This window comes from Arthrobacter sp. T572, from assembly GCF_056780115.1.
Map to the genome: position 1 here is coordinate 690,130 of NZ_JBRAZQ010000002.1, position 15,518 is coordinate 705,647.

Annotated in this window: 13 protein-coding genes; 4 read left to right on the forward strand and 9 right to left on the reverse strand. The window is 65.0% G+C overall.

All coding sequences use genetic code 11. The features are described 5' to 3' along the window. Nucleotides 1–10: 10 nt before the first annotated feature. Both ACUYMZ_RS04460 and ACUYMZ_RS04465 read right to left on the reverse strand, forming a co-directional pair. Entirely contained in the window at nucleotides 11–1,150 is a 1,140-nt protein-coding gene (locus tag ACUYMZ_RS04460; RefSeq protein WP_426005903.1) for a Gfo/Idh/MocA family protein, read from the reverse strand. Then, complete coding sequence (locus ACUYMZ_RS04465) at nucleotides 1,147–1,887, reverse strand: sugar phosphate isomerase/epimerase family protein (protein ID WP_481602230.1); 741 nt, start codon at nucleotides 1,885–1,887, stop codon at nucleotides 1,147–1,149. Before ACUYMZ_RS04465 ends, ACUYMZ_RS04460 begins: the two co-directional genes overlap by 4 nt. 182 nt (nucleotides 1,888–2,069) lie before the next feature. On the opposite strand from ACUYMZ_RS04465, the gene ACUYMZ_RS04470 reads away from it, so the two are divergent. Then, nucleotides 2,070–3,290: an ROK family transcriptional regulator gene (locus ACUYMZ_RS04470; RefSeq protein ID WP_442424902.1), complete on the forward strand. Its 1,221-nt coding sequence runs from the start codon at nucleotides 2,070–2,072 to the stop codon at nucleotides 3,288–3,290. A gap of 86 nt (nucleotides 3,291–3,376) precedes the next feature. After that, on the forward strand, nucleotides 3,377–4,573 hold the full coding sequence (locus ACUYMZ_RS04475; RefSeq protein WP_442424903.1) for an MFS transporter: 1,197 nt from the start codon (nucleotides 3,377–3,379) through the stop codon (nucleotides 4,571–4,573). 228 nt (nucleotides 4,574–4,801) lie between these two features. Here ACUYMZ_RS04475 and aceB read toward each other — a convergent pair whose 3' ends face one another. After that, nucleotides 4,802–6,454 (reverse strand): malate synthase A, encoded by a 1,653-nt coding sequence (aceB, locus tag ACUYMZ_RS04480; RefSeq protein WP_481602231.1) that lies wholly within the window; start codon nucleotides 6,452–6,454, stop codon nucleotides 4,802–4,804. Nucleotides 6,455–6,546: 92 nt separating this feature from the next. Next, on the reverse strand, nucleotides 6,547–7,863 hold the full coding sequence (gene aceA / locus ACUYMZ_RS04485) for an isocitrate lyase (protein ID WP_481602232.1): 1,317 nt from the start codon (nucleotides 7,861–7,863) through the stop codon (nucleotides 6,547–6,549). Between the two features lie 151 nt (nucleotides 7,864–8,014). Here aceA and ACUYMZ_RS04490 point away from each other — a divergent pair, with 151 nt between their 5' ends. After that, nucleotides 8,015–9,529, forward strand: coding sequence for a helix-turn-helix domain-containing protein (locus ACUYMZ_RS04490; RefSeq protein ID WP_481602233.1), 1,515 nt, complete (start codon nucleotides 8,015–8,017; stop codon nucleotides 9,527–9,529). A 137-nt stretch (nucleotides 9,530–9,666) separates the two neighbouring features. Here ACUYMZ_RS04490 and ACUYMZ_RS04495 read toward each other — a convergent pair whose 3' ends face one another. Continuing rightward, nucleotides 9,667–10,281, reverse strand: coding sequence for a TetR/AcrR family transcriptional regulator (locus ACUYMZ_RS04495; protein WP_481602234.1), 615 nt, complete (start codon nucleotides 10,279–10,281; stop codon nucleotides 9,667–9,669). Nucleotides 10,282–10,614: 333 nt separating this feature from the next. Here ACUYMZ_RS04495 and ACUYMZ_RS04500 point away from each other — a divergent pair, with 333 nt between their 5' ends. Continuing rightward, nucleotides 10,615–11,505: a cytochrome b/b6 domain-containing protein gene (locus ACUYMZ_RS04500; protein WP_481602235.1), complete on the forward strand. Its 891-nt coding sequence runs from the start codon at nucleotides 10,615–10,617 to the stop codon at nucleotides 11,503–11,505. Here ACUYMZ_RS04500 and ACUYMZ_RS04505 read toward each other — a convergent pair. From ACUYMZ_RS04505 to ACUYMZ_RS04520, 4 genes are read right to left on the reverse strand one after another with little or no spacing between them, the layout of a single operon-like run. Further along, nucleotides 11,502–12,347 carry a hydroxymethylpyrimidine/phosphomethylpyrimidine kinase gene (locus tag ACUYMZ_RS04505; RefSeq protein ID WP_481602236.1) on the reverse strand — a complete coding sequence of 282 codons (846 nt, stop codon included), beginning with the start codon at nucleotides 12,345–12,347 and terminating at the stop codon, nucleotides 11,502–11,504. The genes ACUYMZ_RS04500 and ACUYMZ_RS04505 overlap by 4 nt on opposite strands. Before the next feature lie 55 nt (nucleotides 12,348–12,402). Further along, nucleotides 12,403–13,386, reverse strand: a complete 984-nt coding sequence (locus tag ACUYMZ_RS04510; RefSeq protein WP_481602237.1) for a TAXI family TRAP transporter solute-binding subunit — start codon at nucleotides 13,384–13,386, stop codon at nucleotides 12,403–12,405. Further along, nucleotides 13,379–14,794: a sensor histidine kinase gene (locus tag ACUYMZ_RS04515; protein ID WP_481602238.1), complete on the reverse strand. Its 1,416-nt coding sequence runs from the start codon at nucleotides 14,792–14,794 to the stop codon at nucleotides 13,379–13,381. The genes ACUYMZ_RS04510 and ACUYMZ_RS04515 overlap by 8 nt, the downstream gene beginning before the upstream one ends. Next, the gene (locus tag ACUYMZ_RS04520; protein WP_442425077.1) at nucleotides 14,791–15,459 is read right to left on the reverse strand and encodes a response regulator transcription factor; all 669 of its coding nucleotides are present in this window, start codon (nucleotides 15,457–15,459) and stop codon (nucleotides 14,791–14,793) included. The genes ACUYMZ_RS04515 and ACUYMZ_RS04520 overlap by 4 nt, the downstream gene beginning before the upstream one ends. Between the last annotated feature and the right edge of the window lie 59 nt (nucleotides 15,460–15,518).

Below are 15,518 nucleotides of genomic sequence, written 5' to 3' on the forward strand. Positions count from 1 at the left end.
AGATGGTGGGTCAGGACAGTGTTGAAGCGGTGGGGTCCCAGTCCTCGGGCAGGGCAGGGACCTTGGATGCGGAACTCTCCACATCCACGAACGCGCGGTTGTCGATCGACTCCGAGATGGACGCCATGGTGTCGAGGATGTGGTAGGCCAGCTCTCCCTGGGCCCGGTGTTCGCGGCCTTCACGGATGGCCCGGGCCATCTCCAGCACACCGGCACCGCGGCTTGCCGTGGATCCGACCGAGGGGACCACCGTCCAGTCGTCCGATCCCAAAGCGCAGATGCGGACATCGCCGTCGAAGTTGTTCGGGTCCGGGAAGGCGATAGTGGCCTCTGATCCGGTGATTTCCACGAAGCCGGCGCGCTTGAGGGGGGAGTCGAAGCTGAAAATGCTCTGCGCCGATTCGCCGTTCTCAAACTGCAGGATGGAGCTGACGTGCGTGGGTACGGTGACGTCAAAGACTTCCCCGGCCTTGGGGCCGGAGCCGATGACGCGGGTTTCGCGCGACTTCGAACCGAAAGCGGCTACCCGGCGGATGCTGCCGAACGTCTGCACCAGGGTGGTCAGGTAGTAGGGGCCAATGTCGAACAGCGGACCCGCGCCGTCCTGGAACAGGAAGGCCGGGTTCGGGTGCCAGGACTCGGGACCCGGGGACTGCATGAGGGTCAGGGCGGTCAGCGGGGTGCCGATGTCGCCGCGTTCGATCATCCGGCGGGCTGTCTGCAGGCCGGCTCCCAGGAAAGTGTCCGGCGCGCAGCCCAGCCGGACGCCCGCGGCGTCGGCCGCTTTCAGCAGGCCGATTCCGCTTTCGCGGTCCAGGGAGAAGGGCTTTTCGCTCCAGACGTGCTTGCCGGCGTTCACGGCCTGGGTGGCTACCTCCACGTGGGCAGCCGGGATGGTCAGATTGATGACGATCTCGACGTCGGGGTTCCCCAGTACCGCTTCAATGCCGCCGTGGTGGGGGATGCCGTACTCGGCAGCCCGGCTTGCCGCCGCCTCTTCGAAGAGGTCGGCGATTGCCACCACCCTGACATCGGGAAAGCTGGTGAGGTTGTCGAGGTACTGCTTGCTGATGACGCCTGCCCCGATGATGCCAACGCCAACGGGACCCGCTCCCTGGGCTTCCAAGGCCGCACCTGCTGCGTGGCTCATGCGGACACCTTCCCGGCGGAGAGGTAGTTGTAGCTGTCCTGGACGGCCTGGAACATGTCGCCCTGGAAGTCGTCCAGTTCCACAACGCCTGCTTCCAGGGAGGTGGCTGCGGCCAGGACGTCCTGGATGGCCATCTTTCCGTCGCCTACGGCCAGTTGGGCGGAGGGGTCCGGAGTGAGGGGTCCGTCCTTGATATGGATGAACTTGACCCTGTCTCCGAGCCGCGCCAGGAGTTGTGCCGGGTCCTGCCCTCCGACTGCGGCCCAGTAAGTGTCGAGCTCCAGGATGACGTCCGGATCCAGGTGGTCCGCCAGGTGTTCCAGGGCGGTTTTGCCATCGATGACCGACTCAACTTCCCACCAGTGGTTGTGGTAGCCCACCCGGACGCCGTAACCGGCACCCTTCCTGGCTGCTTCGTTCAACTGCCGGGCCGTTTCCTTGATGTCCTCGATCGTGTTCCAGCGCTCGATCGGCACGTGCGGATCGATGACGGTGCCGATTCCCAGATCCTGCGCGGCGGCGAAGATGGCGTCCTGGTCGTCGCTGAGCAGAGGGGCATGTCCGGACGGGGCGGTGAGGTTGTTTGCCGCCAGCGCCTGCTTGAGCTCGGCGGCCTTGGCGACAAAGCGGTAGGGCTCAACCATGGTGAAGCCGATGTCCGCCAGCCGGCGGATGGTTCCAGCGAGATCCTCTTCAAGGGCCTTTCGGACCGTGTAGAGCTGGATCGAATATGACACTGTCTCTCCTCGTCGTTGTGGAATGAGGGTGATTCATAGGGGTGATGCGCGGCATTGATGCGCGTGATGTGGTGCTGCTCACAACCTATGGGGACTTTTGTCGAGCGTCAAGCAAAAGGTGAAAATTAATCGACATACTTTTGGTGCATGACACTCATAAGCAATCGTGCTTCACTAAGTCCATGACCTCAGCCCCGGGTACCCAGGCCGGAAAAGATGCGGCCGCGCCGGAAGCCGCGAATCTCTCGCGTGCCGGGGATCTCTTCCAACTGCTTCGGGACGGCCAGGCCCGCACCCGCGCCGAACTCGCGCTGACCACCGGCCTCGCCCGCTCCACCGTCGCCTCCCGCATTGATGCCCTCATCAGCTCCGGACTGGTGGGCCCCGCAGGTGAGGCCAGCTCCAGCGGCGGCAGGCCGCCGTCGCGCTTTGCCTTCAACCCGGCAGCCCGCGTGGTCCTGGCCGTCGACGTCGGGGCCACCCACGTGATCGTCGCTGTGACGGACCTCGGCGGCAGCATCCTCGCTGAGCGCCGCCTGAAGCAGGACGTCTCTGACGGTCCGGAAGCAGTCCTGGGCCGCGTCATCTCTGCGGGCAAGGAACTGCTGGCCGAGGCCGGCCGCCACCCGGGCGACCTCGCCGGGATCGGCATCGGACTTCCCGGTCCGGTGGAACATGACACCGGGCGTCCGGTGAAGCCGCCCATCATGCCGGGGTGGGACGGGTTCGACGTCGTCCCTTACGTCCAGCGCTCACTGCCCGTTCCGGTGCTGGTGGACAACGACGTCAACATCATGGCGCTTGGTGAACGGACCGCCTACTGGCCGGACCACCGCAACTTCCTGTTCGTCAAAGTGGCCACGGGCATTGGTGCGGGCATCATCAGCAACGGGGAACTGCAGCGCGGAGCCAATGGAACCGCGGGCGACCTCGGGCACGTCCGTGTCCCGCGCGGCGACGACGTCCTCTGCCGCTGCGGCAACTACGGGTGCCTTGAAGCGCTCGCCTCAGGTCCAGCCGTCGCCGGTCAACTCAAGGCACAAGGGCTGGAAGCCGCCACGGGCACCGACGTCCTGCGGCTCGTCGACGAAGGAAACCTGCAAGCCATCCAGGCTTTGCGCCAGGCGGGGCGGGACGTCGGCGATGTCCTGGCCACGGTGGTGAACCTGCTTAATCCCTCCATGATCATCATCGGCGGCAGCGTGGGGGAGGCCGGCGAACACCTGGTGGCAGGGATCCGCGAGGTGGTCTACCGGCGTTCACTGCCGCTGGCCACCACGCACCTGCGGATCGGCATCTCCATGGCGGGCGATCGTTCCGCGATCCTCGGTGCCAGCCAGATGGTCACGCAGCATGTGTTGTCACCGGCCGTGATCGAAGCCACGCTGCAGGCAGCCGGATAAGACCGGGCTCCGGCGCTTTCCAGGTGCGCAGGCGTGATAGCAATGAAGGTGATGAAAACGCTTCCTGCTCCAGTCCTGCCTCCCCGATGAGTCAATTCCTTGCCAAAGTCCCGCGGAGCTGGTTGATCCTTGCCTGCATCGGCCTTATTGCCCTGAACATGCGCGGACCGTTCGTGGCGGTGGCGCCCGTGGTGGAGTCCCTGCGGCGGGATCTTGGCTTTTCGCCCGTGGAACTGGGATTGCTGACCGGCATCCCGGTGCTTTGCTTCTCGCTGGCCTCGCCGCTGGCATCCTTGGCCGGGCGTCGTTTCGGGGCCGAGTTCGCCGTGATGCTGACGCTGCTGGGTGTGCTGGCCGGCGTCGTTATCCGGTCCAGCGGCGGTGGTGTTCCCGTGATGGTGGGCACCGTCCTGATCGGGGTGGCCATCACGATCGGCAACATCGCCGTCCCGCTGATCATCCGGCGCGACTTTGCGCCGCGCCGGCAGGCCACGGCCATGGGTGTCTACACGGCTGCGCTCAACATCGGTTCCTTCCTCACATCGGTAGCCACGGCGCCCTTGGCCGAACTGGTGGGGTGGCGGTTGTCTCTGGCTGCAAGCGCGTTGCTGGCACTGGCTGCAATCGTGTTCTGGATACCCACCGTGGGAGCGCGCCGGGCGCTTGTCCCGGCACCCGTTCCACCTCCGGCGCCTGCAGCCCCCGGAAAGACCCGCGGCGTGGCCTGGCTGGTGGCGGGATTGACCATCGGGTTCGCGGGCCAGGCGTTCTCCTACTACGGGGTCACCGCGTGGCTGCCGAGCTTCCTGTCTGACGAACTCGCCATGGGGACCGCCGAGGCCGGAGCGGGATCGTCGCTGTTCCAGATCTTCGCGATTGTGGGTGGTCTGGGCGTGCCGCTGCTGGCCCGCTTTTCCAGCACGACGACGGTCGCGGTCACCTTGAGTGCGTTGTGGTTGACGGTTCCCGTTGGCCTGTTGTTGGCCCCGGGCTGGTGGTGGCTGTGGTCCTCCCTGGGCGGCATTGCCCAGGGTGGTGGTATCACGGTCATCTTCATCGCCGTCATCAAGTTCGCGCACTCGCAGGCGGCTGCCGGGAAGATGTCGGCCGTGGTGCAGGGTGTGGGGTATTGCTTTGCCGCACTGGCTCCGACCATTGTGGGCTACGTGCATGACGCTTCCGGCGGCTGGACTGTTCCCTTGCTGGTGATCCTTGGTTCGGTGCTGGCTTTCTGCGTCTGCACAACACTGTCCGTCCGCTGGGTTTCCCGCCAAGGAAGGTGAGCCGCCACGCGGGGTGAGCCGGCCGCGCGGGCCGTGTGCCGCCGTCGTACGCACCCAAGTAGGTCGCAGTTAAGCGCGTTTTGACGGCTCAAAACGCGCTTAACTGCGACCTGGTTGGGTGAGGTTTCCGGTGCTGGGCTGCCTTCCCCGGCCTTCGGGGTCACTTGTTGCGAAGAGTGCAGGCAGCCCAGCGTCGGGGCTTTGTGTTTCCTGGACAATCGCCAGGGGCTAGGCGGCGACCAGTTCTTCTTCCGTTGCCTCTTCCTTGGCCTCGGTGAGGAAGCGGGCGTAGGCGGGGATGGTCAGGAACGTCGGGAATTCCTCGGTGAGGGTGACCTCTTCGAAGATGCTGCGGGCGTCTGCGAAGCGGTCTCCATCGAAGCGTTCCAGGCGGGCGAACTCTTCGTCCAGCATGTCCTGGACCCATTCGCGGGTAATGATGTCTCCGTGCTCGGTGATCGCGTGGGAGTGGATCCACTGCCAAAGCTGGGAGCGGGAGATCTCCGCGGTGGCGGCGTCTTCCATGAGGTTGTGGATGGCCACGGCCCCGTTGCCCCTCAGCCAGGACTCGATGTAGCGGATGCCTACTTCGATGTTCAGGCGGACGCCGGCCTCGGTGATGGAGCCCTCGGTGGTGGAGATGTCGATCAGGGCGCGGTCATCGGGCGTGACGTCCTCGCGGCTTCGGTCCAGCTGGTTCGGCTTCTCCCCAAGTACTGCGTCGAAGACTTCCCGGCACACCGGAACCAGGTCCGGGTGGGCCACCCATGAACCGTCGAAGCCGTCGTTGGCTTCGCGGGTCTTGTCCGCGCGGACCTTCTCGAAGGAAGCTGCGTTGGCGGCCTCGTCCTTCCGGTTCGGAACCGCTGCTGCCATGCCCCCGATTGCCATGGCTCCGCGGCGGTGGCAGGCCCGGACCAGCTGCTCGGTGTAGGCACGCATGAACGGTTGGGTCATGGTGACCTGGCCGCGGTCCGGGAGCACGAAGCGCGGGCCACGGATCCGGAAGTTCTTGATCAGGGAGAAGATGTAGTCCCAGCGGCCGGCATTCAACCCGGAAGCGTGGTCGCGGAGTTCGTACAGGATTTCTTCCATCTCAAAGGCGGCCGTGATGGTTTCGATCAGCACGGTGGCGCGGATGGTGCCCTGCGGGATGCCGAGCAGGTCCTGGGCCAGGATGAAGATGTCGTTCCACAACCGTGCCTCGAGGTGGTTCTCGATCTTGGGCAGGTAGAAGTAGGGACCCTTGCCCTGGGCCAGGAGGCGGCGGGCGTTGTGGAAGAAGTACAGGCCGAAGTCCACAATTCCGCCGGCGATCGGTTTGCCGTCGATCAGCAGGTGCTTCTCCGGCAGGTGCCAGCCACGCGGACGGACCACGATGGTGGGGAGGTCCTCGGCGGCCTTGAGTTTGTACTCCTTGCCCTCCGGGGAGGTGAAGTCGATGCGGCGTTCCAAGGCATCGGTCAGGTTCAGTTGGCCCTGGATGACGTTGCGCCATGTCGGCGTGGAGGAGTCCTCCATGTCGGCCAGCCAGACCTTCGCGCCGGAGTTCAGGGCGTTGATGGTCATCTTTTTGTCCACGGGACCCGTGATCTCCACGCGGCGGTCCTCCAGGCCCGGAGCCGGGGGAGCCACACGCCAGGACGGGTCGTTGCGGATGCCCTCGGTCTGCGGCAGGAAACGGGGATCCTGGCCACTCGAAATGGCGTTGCGCCGTGCGTGCCGTGCCTGCATCAGCTCCTGGCGGCGGTCAGCAGTGGCCCGGTGCAGCTTGCCAACGAACTCAAGCGCATCCGGCGTAAGGACCTCGTTCTGCCGTGAAATGGGCTGCGCGGTCAGGGTGATCCCGTTGATAGTGAAGTTGTCGGTGAAGCTGTTCATCTGATTTATCCCTTCGGGGACCAACTGGGTCGCAGTTGTGCGCGTTATGACGGCTCAAAACGCGCACAACTGCGACTTAGTTGGGAAAGTTGTTAGTGGAATTGGCCTTCTTCGGTGGATCCCACCAGGGCCAGGGTGGATGCGTTCGGGTTGAGCGCGGTGGCGATGTCGTCGAAGTAGCCGGTGCCGACTTCGCGCTGGTGCTTGGTGGCGGTGTAGCCGCGGGACTCGGAGGCGAATTCCTTCTCCTGGAGCTCGACGTACGCGCTCATGCCTTCACGGGCGTAACCGTGGGCGAGGTCGAACATCGAGTAGTTCAGGGCGTGGAAGCCGGCCAGGGTGATGAACTGGAACGTGAAGCCCATGGCGCCGAGCTCACGCTGGAACTTCGCGATCGTGTCGTCATCCAGGTGCTTGCGCCAGTTGAAGGACGGGGAGCAGTTGTAGGAAAGCATCTGGTCCGGGTACTCGGCCTTGACGGCTTCGGCGAACTTACGGGCCAACTCCAGGTCCGGCGTGCCCGTTTCCATCCAGATCAGGTCGGAGTAGGGGGCGTAGGCCTTGGCGCGGGCGATGCAGGGTTCGATCCCGTTGCGGACCTTGTAGAAGCCCTCGGCCGTACGCTCACCGGTGATGAATTCGCGGTCGCGCTCATCGACATCGGAGGTGATCAGGGTTGCTGCCTCGGCGTCGGTGCGGGCGATGACGACGGTGGGGGTACCGGCGACGTCGGCCGCCAGGCGGGCTGCGTTGAGGGTCCGGATGTGCTGCTGGGTGGGGATCAGGACCTTGCCGCCGAGGTGTCCGCACTTCTTCTCGGAAGCGAGCTGGTCTTCCCAGTGAACACCCGAGGCGCCTGCGGTGATCATGGACTTCATGAGCTCATAGGCGTTCAGCGGGCCGCCGAAGCCGGCTTCGGCGTCGGCCACGATCGGGACCAGCCAGTCCTCGACCGTCTTGATGCCCTCGGCGTATTCGATCTGGTCTGCGCGGAGCAGGGCGTTGTTGATGCGACGGACAACCTGGGGCACCGAGTTCGCCGGATACAACGACTGGTCCGGGTAGGTGTGGCCCGAAAGGTTGGCATCGGCGGCCACCTGCCAGCCGGAGAGGTAGATGGCGCGGAGTCCGGCCTTGACCTGCTGCACGGCCTGGTTGCCGGTCAGGGCTCCGAGGGCGTTGGTGTAACCACCGGTGGGTGCTTCCTCCGTGAGCTGCTTCCACAGCTTCTCCGAACCACGGCGGGCCAGGGTGTGCTCTTCGGAGACGCGGCCGCGGAGGCGGACGACGTCGGTGGCCGAGTAATCACGGGTGACGCCCTCCCAGCGCGGGTTGGCGGACCATTCAAGCTCCAGCGCTGCTGCCTGCTGATCGGCGGTCTGCTCTGCTGGTTCAAACGATGCGGTCATTGCATGTCTCCTCATATGGCGGGGCTCCCGGGCCGGCCTCCGCTGCGTCATTGCTGCTTCGGCCGGCTTGCCCGGGGTCTGTGTTTCTTTTTCGTGAGAACTACTTTTCTGCACTTTCAAGAGGCTTTCCAGAGGAAAAGCATGGAAAGAAATGCAGTTCTTCGCGTATCCTCAAGAAATGTCGCCTGTGAGCTGGAATCGCGAAGTCGCGTCGCCGTCGTCGTCCCCTGCGTCCCCTGAACTGGACGTCATCAGCCTTGGCCGCCGCGTGCGCCATTTGCGCAAGCAGGCCGGCCTGACGCTCGATGACCTGAGTGCCGCCGTCGGGACCGCACCAAGCCAGCTGAGCCTGATTGAAAACGGCAAGCGCGAGCCCAAGTTGGGTCTGCTGCAGCAGTTGGCTGCGTCCCTCAATGTGAGCATCGACCAGTTGCTGGGGGCGGAGCCGCCCAGCCGTCGTGCGGCCCTGGAAATCGAGCTGGAACGGTACCAGCGGGGACCGCTCTACGAGTCGCTGAACCTGCCGAAAATCCGCATCAGCTCGCGGCTTCCGCTGGAGGTGCTGGAGTCGCAGGTGGGGCTGCTTCAGGAGCTCGAACGCAAGCTTAATGAGCAAGCCGCGACGCCGGAAGAAGCCCGCCGCGCGAACGGCGAGTTGCGTGCCATGATGCGCGAGCGCGGCAACTATTTCCCCGAGTATGAGGCCGAGGCACAGAAGGTCCTCAAGGGCGTCGGCTACACCACGGGTCCGCTGAGCCAGCACGTCATTGCGGACATCGCCGAGAACCTCGGTTTTTCGCTTCACCATGTGGGTGACCTGCCGCATTCCACGCGGTCCGTGACGGATTTGAAGAACCGCAGAATTTATCTGACACAGAACCAGAGGCAGGACCACGACCCCCGTTCTGTGCTGCTGCAGGCGCTGGGGCACTATGTCCTGGGGCACGAAACTCCGCGGAACTACGGCGACTTCCTGGCGCAGCGTGTGGCCACCAATTACTTCGCGGCCGCGCTGTTGCTGCCCGAGCACGCCACGGTGGAGTTCCTGCAAAAGGCCAAGGCGGCCAAGGAAATCGCGGTGGAGGACATTCGCGATGCCTTCGCCGTGTCATACGAAACCGCCGCGCACCGCTTCACCAACCTGGCTACCAAGCACCTGGGCATCACCACGCACTTCCAGAAGACCCACCAGTCCGGCATCATCTACAAGGCCTACGAGAACGACGGCGTGACGTTCCCGCAGGATCACACCGGCGCCATCGAGGGGCAGCCCTCATGCAAGGCCTGGACGTCACGGGCTGTGTTCGATGTGCCGGACAAGTTCAGCGCCTACAGCCAGTACACGGATACGCCGTCCGGGACGTACTGGTGCACTGCCCGCACCGAGCGGTCGGCTACCGGGGAGTTCTCGCTCAGCATTGGCGTGCCGTACCAGCACGTGAAGTGGTTCCGCGGACGCGAGACCACTGCCCGCGCTACCTCGAACTGCCCGGATCCGAATTGCTGCAAGCGTCCGCCTGCGGCGTTGGCCGACGAGTGGGCCGGAAACGCGTGGCCTTCGGCCCGGGCCCACTCGCACCTGCTCGCTGCGATGCCTCCGGGGGCGTTCCCCGGCGTGGACGAGACCGAGGTGTACAGCTTCCTGGAGGCCCACTCCGGGCGCTGACCCTCTCAACGGGCTCTCGGGGTCGGCTCTCGGGGTCGCGTTCTCGGGGTCGGCGAATCGAGTTCGCCGGAACGATGCGGCGTCGCCGGAAGTTTCCCGGTGTGCAAGCACGCTTCCGGCGAATTCGGCGCGCACGGCTAGGGAGCCAGCCGCGCCACCAGCACAGCCGCGGCCTTTACGACGTCGTCCGCCTCCTTCTTGCTGCCACTCAAGGCGACCTCGTGGCCGGCAACCGTAATGATGTCCGTGATCACCGCGACAGTGAGCCGGCCCAGGGTGTCCTCGCTGGTGCCGAGCAGGACGGAATTTTGGCGCACCCACTCGCGGCCGCGTTCGCGCCGGAGGACCTCAAAGCCCGGGGGAGTGTCGCCCTCGATGAACACGCGCTCCAAGTCGCGGTGCTTCCAGGTGTAGTCGAAGTAGGTCCGGCTGCCGATGTTGAAGAGTGCCAGCGGATCGTCTTCGCCGGACTTGCGGGCTCTGGCGACGGCGGCCGCCACCAGGCGTTCGTGCTCGTTCTGGTAGTCGTCCCACAGGGCGAGGAACAGTTCGGTCTTGCCGCCGAAGTGGTGGTAGAGGCTGCCGACACTGGAGCCGGAGCGGGCAACAATATCGGAGATGCCGGCGTCGGTGAAGCCCTGCTCGGAGAAAACGGCGCCGGCCGCGTCAAGAAGGTTCCGGCGGGTGGCCGCCGTGCGCGACCATTGCCAGGAGCCCGCGTGGACCCCGGCGTCAGACGTCTTCCGGACCATGGGACCTCCTTGCCGCAGCGTCGGTGTGTCTTCCGGACGGTTTCTGGAATGCTGAACCGACCGAGAGGCGGATGGGAGCGGCCCATCCTTGACCAAGGCCCAAAATACAGGAAATAATTCTGGAAGTCTGTTCTAGAAATATGTATTGCAGTATGTAACCAAATGCTGCGATTTTTGACGCCGAACGCCCCAAAACCCGGGAGCCGTTTTCACCGTCGGGCAGCAACTGGTTGAATCGCTATGAGAGCGCCAACTGGTCGCACGCCAACAAGCCAGAGAGGAACGCGGCCTGATGTCCGTTTCAAGCAAGTCGTCCGGGATCACGTCGAACAGGTGGTTCAAACCAGGGTCATCACCGCTGGCGCGCTGGTGTTGGCGCTGATCCTGGTGCTGGTTGCCATGTGGCTGCGGACGCTGGAACCCGTGAAGCAGTTCCTCATTGACTACCCCGGCCACTCTGACCTGCCCGAGGGAGCTCCTACCGGGTTCCCGGCGTGGCTGGGCTGGCAGCACTTCCTCAATATGTTCTTCCTGGTCCTCATCATCCGATCGGGTTGGCAGGTGCGGACCACCACCCGTCCGCCCGCCTATTGGACCCGGAACAACAAGGGCTTCATCAAAACCAAGAACCCGCCCACCAAGATCAGCCTGGACCTCTGGTTCCACCTGACCCTGGACGCATTGTGGGTGCTCAACGGCGTCATCTTCATCGTGCTGCTGTTCGCCACTGGCCAGTGGCTCCGGATTGTGCCCACCAGTTGCGACGTCTTCCCGAACGCTGTCTCGGCCGGCCTGCAGTACGCCTCGCTGAACTGGCCCGTCGAAAACGGCTGGAACAACTACAACGCCCTGCAGTTGCTGACGTACTTCATCACCGTCTTCATCGCTGCGCCGCTGGCGATCATTACGGGCCTGCGGATGTCCGGTGCGTGGCCCAAGAAGGCTGCGGTCAACAAGTTCTACCCGATCGAACTGGCCCGCAAGATCCATTTCCCGGTAATGATCTACTTCGTGGCGTTCGTGATCGTCCACGTGACGCTGGTCCTCGCCACCGGCGCCCTCCGCAACCTCAACCACATGTACGCCGCCAACGACGACAACACCAGCTGGTGGGGCTTCGGTATCTTCGCTGCGTCGATCGTCTTCACCGCCGCCGCGTGGTTCCTGGCCCGCCCGCTGTTCCTGCGCCCGATCGCGTCGCTGATGGGCAAGGTCTCGCGCTAGCTCAGCGCGCCGCCCTGCCACAGGGCGTCGAACGGGGCGCCGGAGGCCACGCGGTTGCGGATTCCCTCGGTCACGAAAGCCTTCGCAGTCCGGGCCGCCTCAAGCGGGGTGGCACCCTTGGCGAGCTCGGCGGTCACTGCGGCGGCCAGCGAGCAGCCGGCACCGGACACGGCAACCTCGCCCACCTTCGGGGCGCGCAGGACTTCCAGCGTCTCGCCGTCGTAGAAAACGTCGACGGCGTCAGCACCTTCCAGCCGCACCCCACCTTTGGCAAGGACCGCTGCGCCGCTGAGCTCGTGGATGCGGATGGCTGCGGCTTTCAGCGATTCCTCATCCGTGATGGCAATGCCGGACAACGACTCGGCCTCGAAATGGTTCGGGGTGACAAACGTGGCCAAGGGAAGGATCTGGGCCTTCAACGCCTGGTCGGTGTCCAGTGCGTGCCCCGGTTCCTGGCCTTTGCAGATCAGCACCGGGTCCAGCACGATGTTGGCGAACGCACCGCCACGCAGGGCTCCCTCAACAGTGCTGATGGTGGCCGGGCTGCCGAGCATTCCGATCTTCACGGTGTCCAGAACCGAAGGTGCGCCGGAAGCGGCACCGTAGGCCGCCGTCGTTGCTTCCAGTTGGTCCGCGATAACCTGCTGGTCCACCGGGACGAAACGGTGGTTCCAGTTGTCCTTGGGGTCGAAGGAGACGATGCAGGTGAGGTTGACGATGCCGAACACTCCCAGTTCCTGGAAGGTCTTGAGGTCGGCTTGCGCACCGGCGCCGCCGGTCGCTTCCGAGCCGGCGATGGTCAGTGCAATGGCAGGGGAAACGGCTGAAGTCATGGATTCCATTTTGCCAGTTTCCCGAGGGTGTCCCGTTTCCGGGCATACCGGGCATACCGGGCGGTCAGCCGTGCAGTTCCCGGTAGCTCGCCTGGGCAGCGGGATGCAGGGGAACGCCGGCGGTATTGATGAGGGTTTCCGGACTGAGGAACTGCACCCCGGCGCTCGAGGCCGGGACCAGCTCACTGGCCCGTTCCACCAGGAGCTGCACCGTACTGCGCGCCAACGCGTCGGCGAGGTCCCGCCGGCACAGCAGCAGGTTGGCCACCCCCAACGTCCAGACCGCGGGAGCGTCACCGTAGGTGCCGGCGGGAATCAGGACGCGGTCGTAGAAAAATCCGGAGAGGGTCCTGGTGGGCTGGATGAGGTCGGAAAGGTCCAGGAGCCGCAGCTGCACTTCGTCCGCTGTGCCGACGATCGGTGCGGTGGGCACACCCCCGGACTGGATCATGACGTCGATCGACCCGTCCTTGAGTGCGGCCAGTCCCTCGCTGAGCCCCAGGTTCACCTGCCTCACCGGTCCCGGGGCGGCGCCCCCGGCCAGACCGGCAGCCGCCAGGATGCGGTCCGCAGTCAGCGACGTGCCCGAACCAACTTCGCCAACGCCGGCGGTCCGCCCCGCAAGCTCGGAAACATTGCGGATGCCACTGTCCTCCCGGACAATGCAGTGCACGTAGTTTTCATACACCTTGCCCAAGGCCACCAGGTCTTTTCCGTCCTGGCTGTCCGCTTCCTGCCCTGCGGCGGCCCGTACGGCGGCATCGGCGAGGGCGACGGCGAATGTCGCCTCGCCGGACAAGACGCGCCGGATGTTGTCGAGACTGCCGCCCGTGATCAGCGTTTCGGTAGACGATGCCACCCCTTCCCGCTGCAGGAGCCCGGCGAGCAGCGTGGCGAACTCAAGGTAGAACCCTCCGGTTTCGCCGCCTGCCACGGTCACCTTGCCCGCTTGATCGACGGCGGTACAGGCGCTCGCTCCAACGGCTGACAGCCCAGCGGCGAGCCCCACCGCGAGCAACTTCCTCCGCGTCAGCTGAGGGTCACGCACCTGTTCCTCCTGCCTGGGACGTGAACTCCACGCGAGCCGACAGTCCGTGCGGCTTCCTGTTCTGCAGTACCAGCGTTCCCTGGTTGGCCTGCGCCAGGCGCTCCACGATCGTCATTCCCAAACCATTGCCTTCGATCGCGCCGTGCTGCGGCCCCCTCCAAAACCGGGTTGCAGCGGCGGCCAGGCTCTGTTCGGGGATGCCGGGACCGTCGTCCGAAATCACGACGGCGGCACCTCCTTGCGTCTTTTGCGTCGCCACGGTGATGTGGCCGCCCGGGGCGTACTTGATGGCGTTGGCCAGGAGCTCACGCACCATCTGTGCCAGTTCTTCCGGGTTGCAGGGGACTTCCACCGGGGACCCGGGAAAGTCCGTGGCAAGGGTTGATCCGGCCCTTTCGGCCGTCGGCATGGCACGCTCAACTTCTCCCTGCAGCACGGGAACGGCATCGATCACGGACGCCCTTCGGTCTGCCATCGGGTGCGCTGCAGGGGCAGCCCCCGCGGAGGCGCGGTGCTCAGCGGCAGCCAGCTTCAGCACGCCGTCGAGCATGTCCTCAACCCGCTCAAGCTCGGCCACCACACCCGCTGCGGCTTGCTGTTCCTTGGCCGAACGAAGTTCCAGCTGCAGCAGGTCGATGCGCAGCCGCAACGCGGCCACCGGGTTCCGGAGCTGGTGCGACGTGTCGGCGATCAGGCGGCGCTGTGATTCCATGCTTTCGGTGACCGTATTGGCCATGGCCGTGAAGGAACGGCTGAGTTCGCGGAGCTCGGGCGGTCCGGCTTCGGGGAGCTGACTGGTCCTGCCCGTGGCTTCCAGTTCATGGACAGCAGAACTGAGCCGCTGCACGGGCCTGAGAACCCAGCCGGTGATGCGTGAGGCGGCCAGGAGCAGCAACGCGGCCAAAGCCAAAGCCGCGAGCCCAACAGCACCCCAGCGTTCCCGGAGTTTACGGCGCGCCGTGTCGAGGTCCACTTCAACCACCGCTTCGCCCAGGACCTGGCTGGCTGTCCCGAATGGACGCGAGAGGACCTCGTTGCCGGTGGTGAACGGGCTCACCGGGTTCAGCGTTGTGTCACTGAGGTTGAGGCTCGCACGTCCCAGGGCGTCACGGACATCGTGCCGTTCCTCGCTGAGTCCGCCCGAGGCGACCGTGGTGTCCTGCAGCCGGATCAGGACACCCTCGCCGTACAGTTCGGAGTACCGGTTCATCTCGCGTTCCAGCTGGGTGGTGTTGTTGTCCTGCGCGGCGTCGCTTGCCAGTTGGGCGAACCTGTTGAGGGCTGCGACCCGGTTGATTTGCAGTTCCTGGGTCAGTTCGCGGCCTGCCGATGTCAGGATCACGCTGGAAACGGTGGCTACGATGACCACCACCAGCAGGCTCAGGATGCCGAGGACCCGCACCCTCATTCGGGTTCGCCCTCCACGCGGTAGCCCACGCCGCGTACGTTGATGATGAACCCCGGCTGCTGGAGCTTGGAACGCAAGGCCGTGAGATGGACATCCAGGGAGCGTGAATTCGCGAGGAAAGCATCACCCCAGAGGGCATCCAGGATCTGTTCGCGCGTCACCACCGAGCCGGCGTTCCTGGCCAGGAGGCTGAGGAGGTCGAACTCGGTCGCTGTCAGTGCCAGTTCCCGGGTTTCGACGGCGGCCACGCGGCGGTCCAGGTCCACTGTCACGGGTCCTACGGTGATGACGTGGGGTGTGCCCTGCCCTGAACGGCTGGTACGTCGGGTCACCGCCTCGATCCTTGCCAGCAGTTCCACGAGTTTCACGGGCTTGACCAGGTAGTCGTCTGCTCCTGAACGCAGGCCCAGCACCACGCTGCGTTCATCATCACGGGCCGTGAGGATCAGGATGGGAGCCTGCGTGACCTGACGCAGTTTCCTGAGGACGTCCAGGCCGTCGATATCAGGGAGGCCGAGGTCGAGGAGGATCACCTCATGTTGCCGATGGGCCAGCAGTGCGTCTTCACCCCGGGAAACCCGTGCAGCTTTGTGGCCAGCGGATGCGACGGCGGCAGCAAGGGCAGATGCTACGGAGTCGTCATCCTCGACGATAAGCACGTGCACTGTGGGGTTTCCTCCTGCTTGCGGAGCGTTTGCTCCGTCTTGGAGGTTACTCCATTCCC

Bases quoted from the DNA above. Each gene is read 5' to 3' on its own strand.
- ACUYMZ_RS04460 (WP_426005903.1), bottom strand. From the start codon at position 1,150: ATGAGCCACGCAGCAGGTGCGGCCTTGGAAGCCCAGGGAGCGGGTCCC.
- ACUYMZ_RS04470 (WP_442424902.1), top strand. From the start codon at position 2,070: ATGACCTCAGCCCCGGGTACCCAGGCCGGAAAAGATGCGGCCGCGCCG.
- ACUYMZ_RS04475 (WP_442424903.1), top strand. From the start codon at position 3,377: ATGAGTCAATTCCTTGCCAAAGTCCCGCGGAGCTGGTTGATCCTTGCC.
- aceB (WP_481602231.1), bottom strand. From the start codon at position 6,454: ATGAACAGCTTCACCGACAACTTCACTATCAACGGGATCACCCTGACC.
- aceA (WP_481602232.1), bottom strand. From the start codon at position 7,863: ATGACCGCATCGTTTGAACCAGCAGAGCAGACCGCCGATCAGCAGGCA.
- ACUYMZ_RS04490 (WP_481602233.1), top strand. From the start codon at position 8,015: ATGCAGTTCTTCGCGTATCCTCAAGAAATGTCGCCTGTGAGCTGGAAT.
- ACUYMZ_RS04495 (WP_481602234.1), bottom strand. From the start codon at position 10,281: ATGGTCCGGAAGACGTCTGACGCCGGGGTCCACGCGGGCTCCTGGCAA.
- ACUYMZ_RS04505 (WP_481602236.1), bottom strand. From the start codon at position 12,347: ATGGAATCCATGACTTCAGCCGTTTCCCCTGCCATTGCACTGACCATC.
- ACUYMZ_RS04515 (WP_481602238.1), bottom strand. From the start codon at position 14,794: ATGAGGGTGCGGGTCCTCGGCATCCTGAGCCTGCTGGTGGTGGTCATC.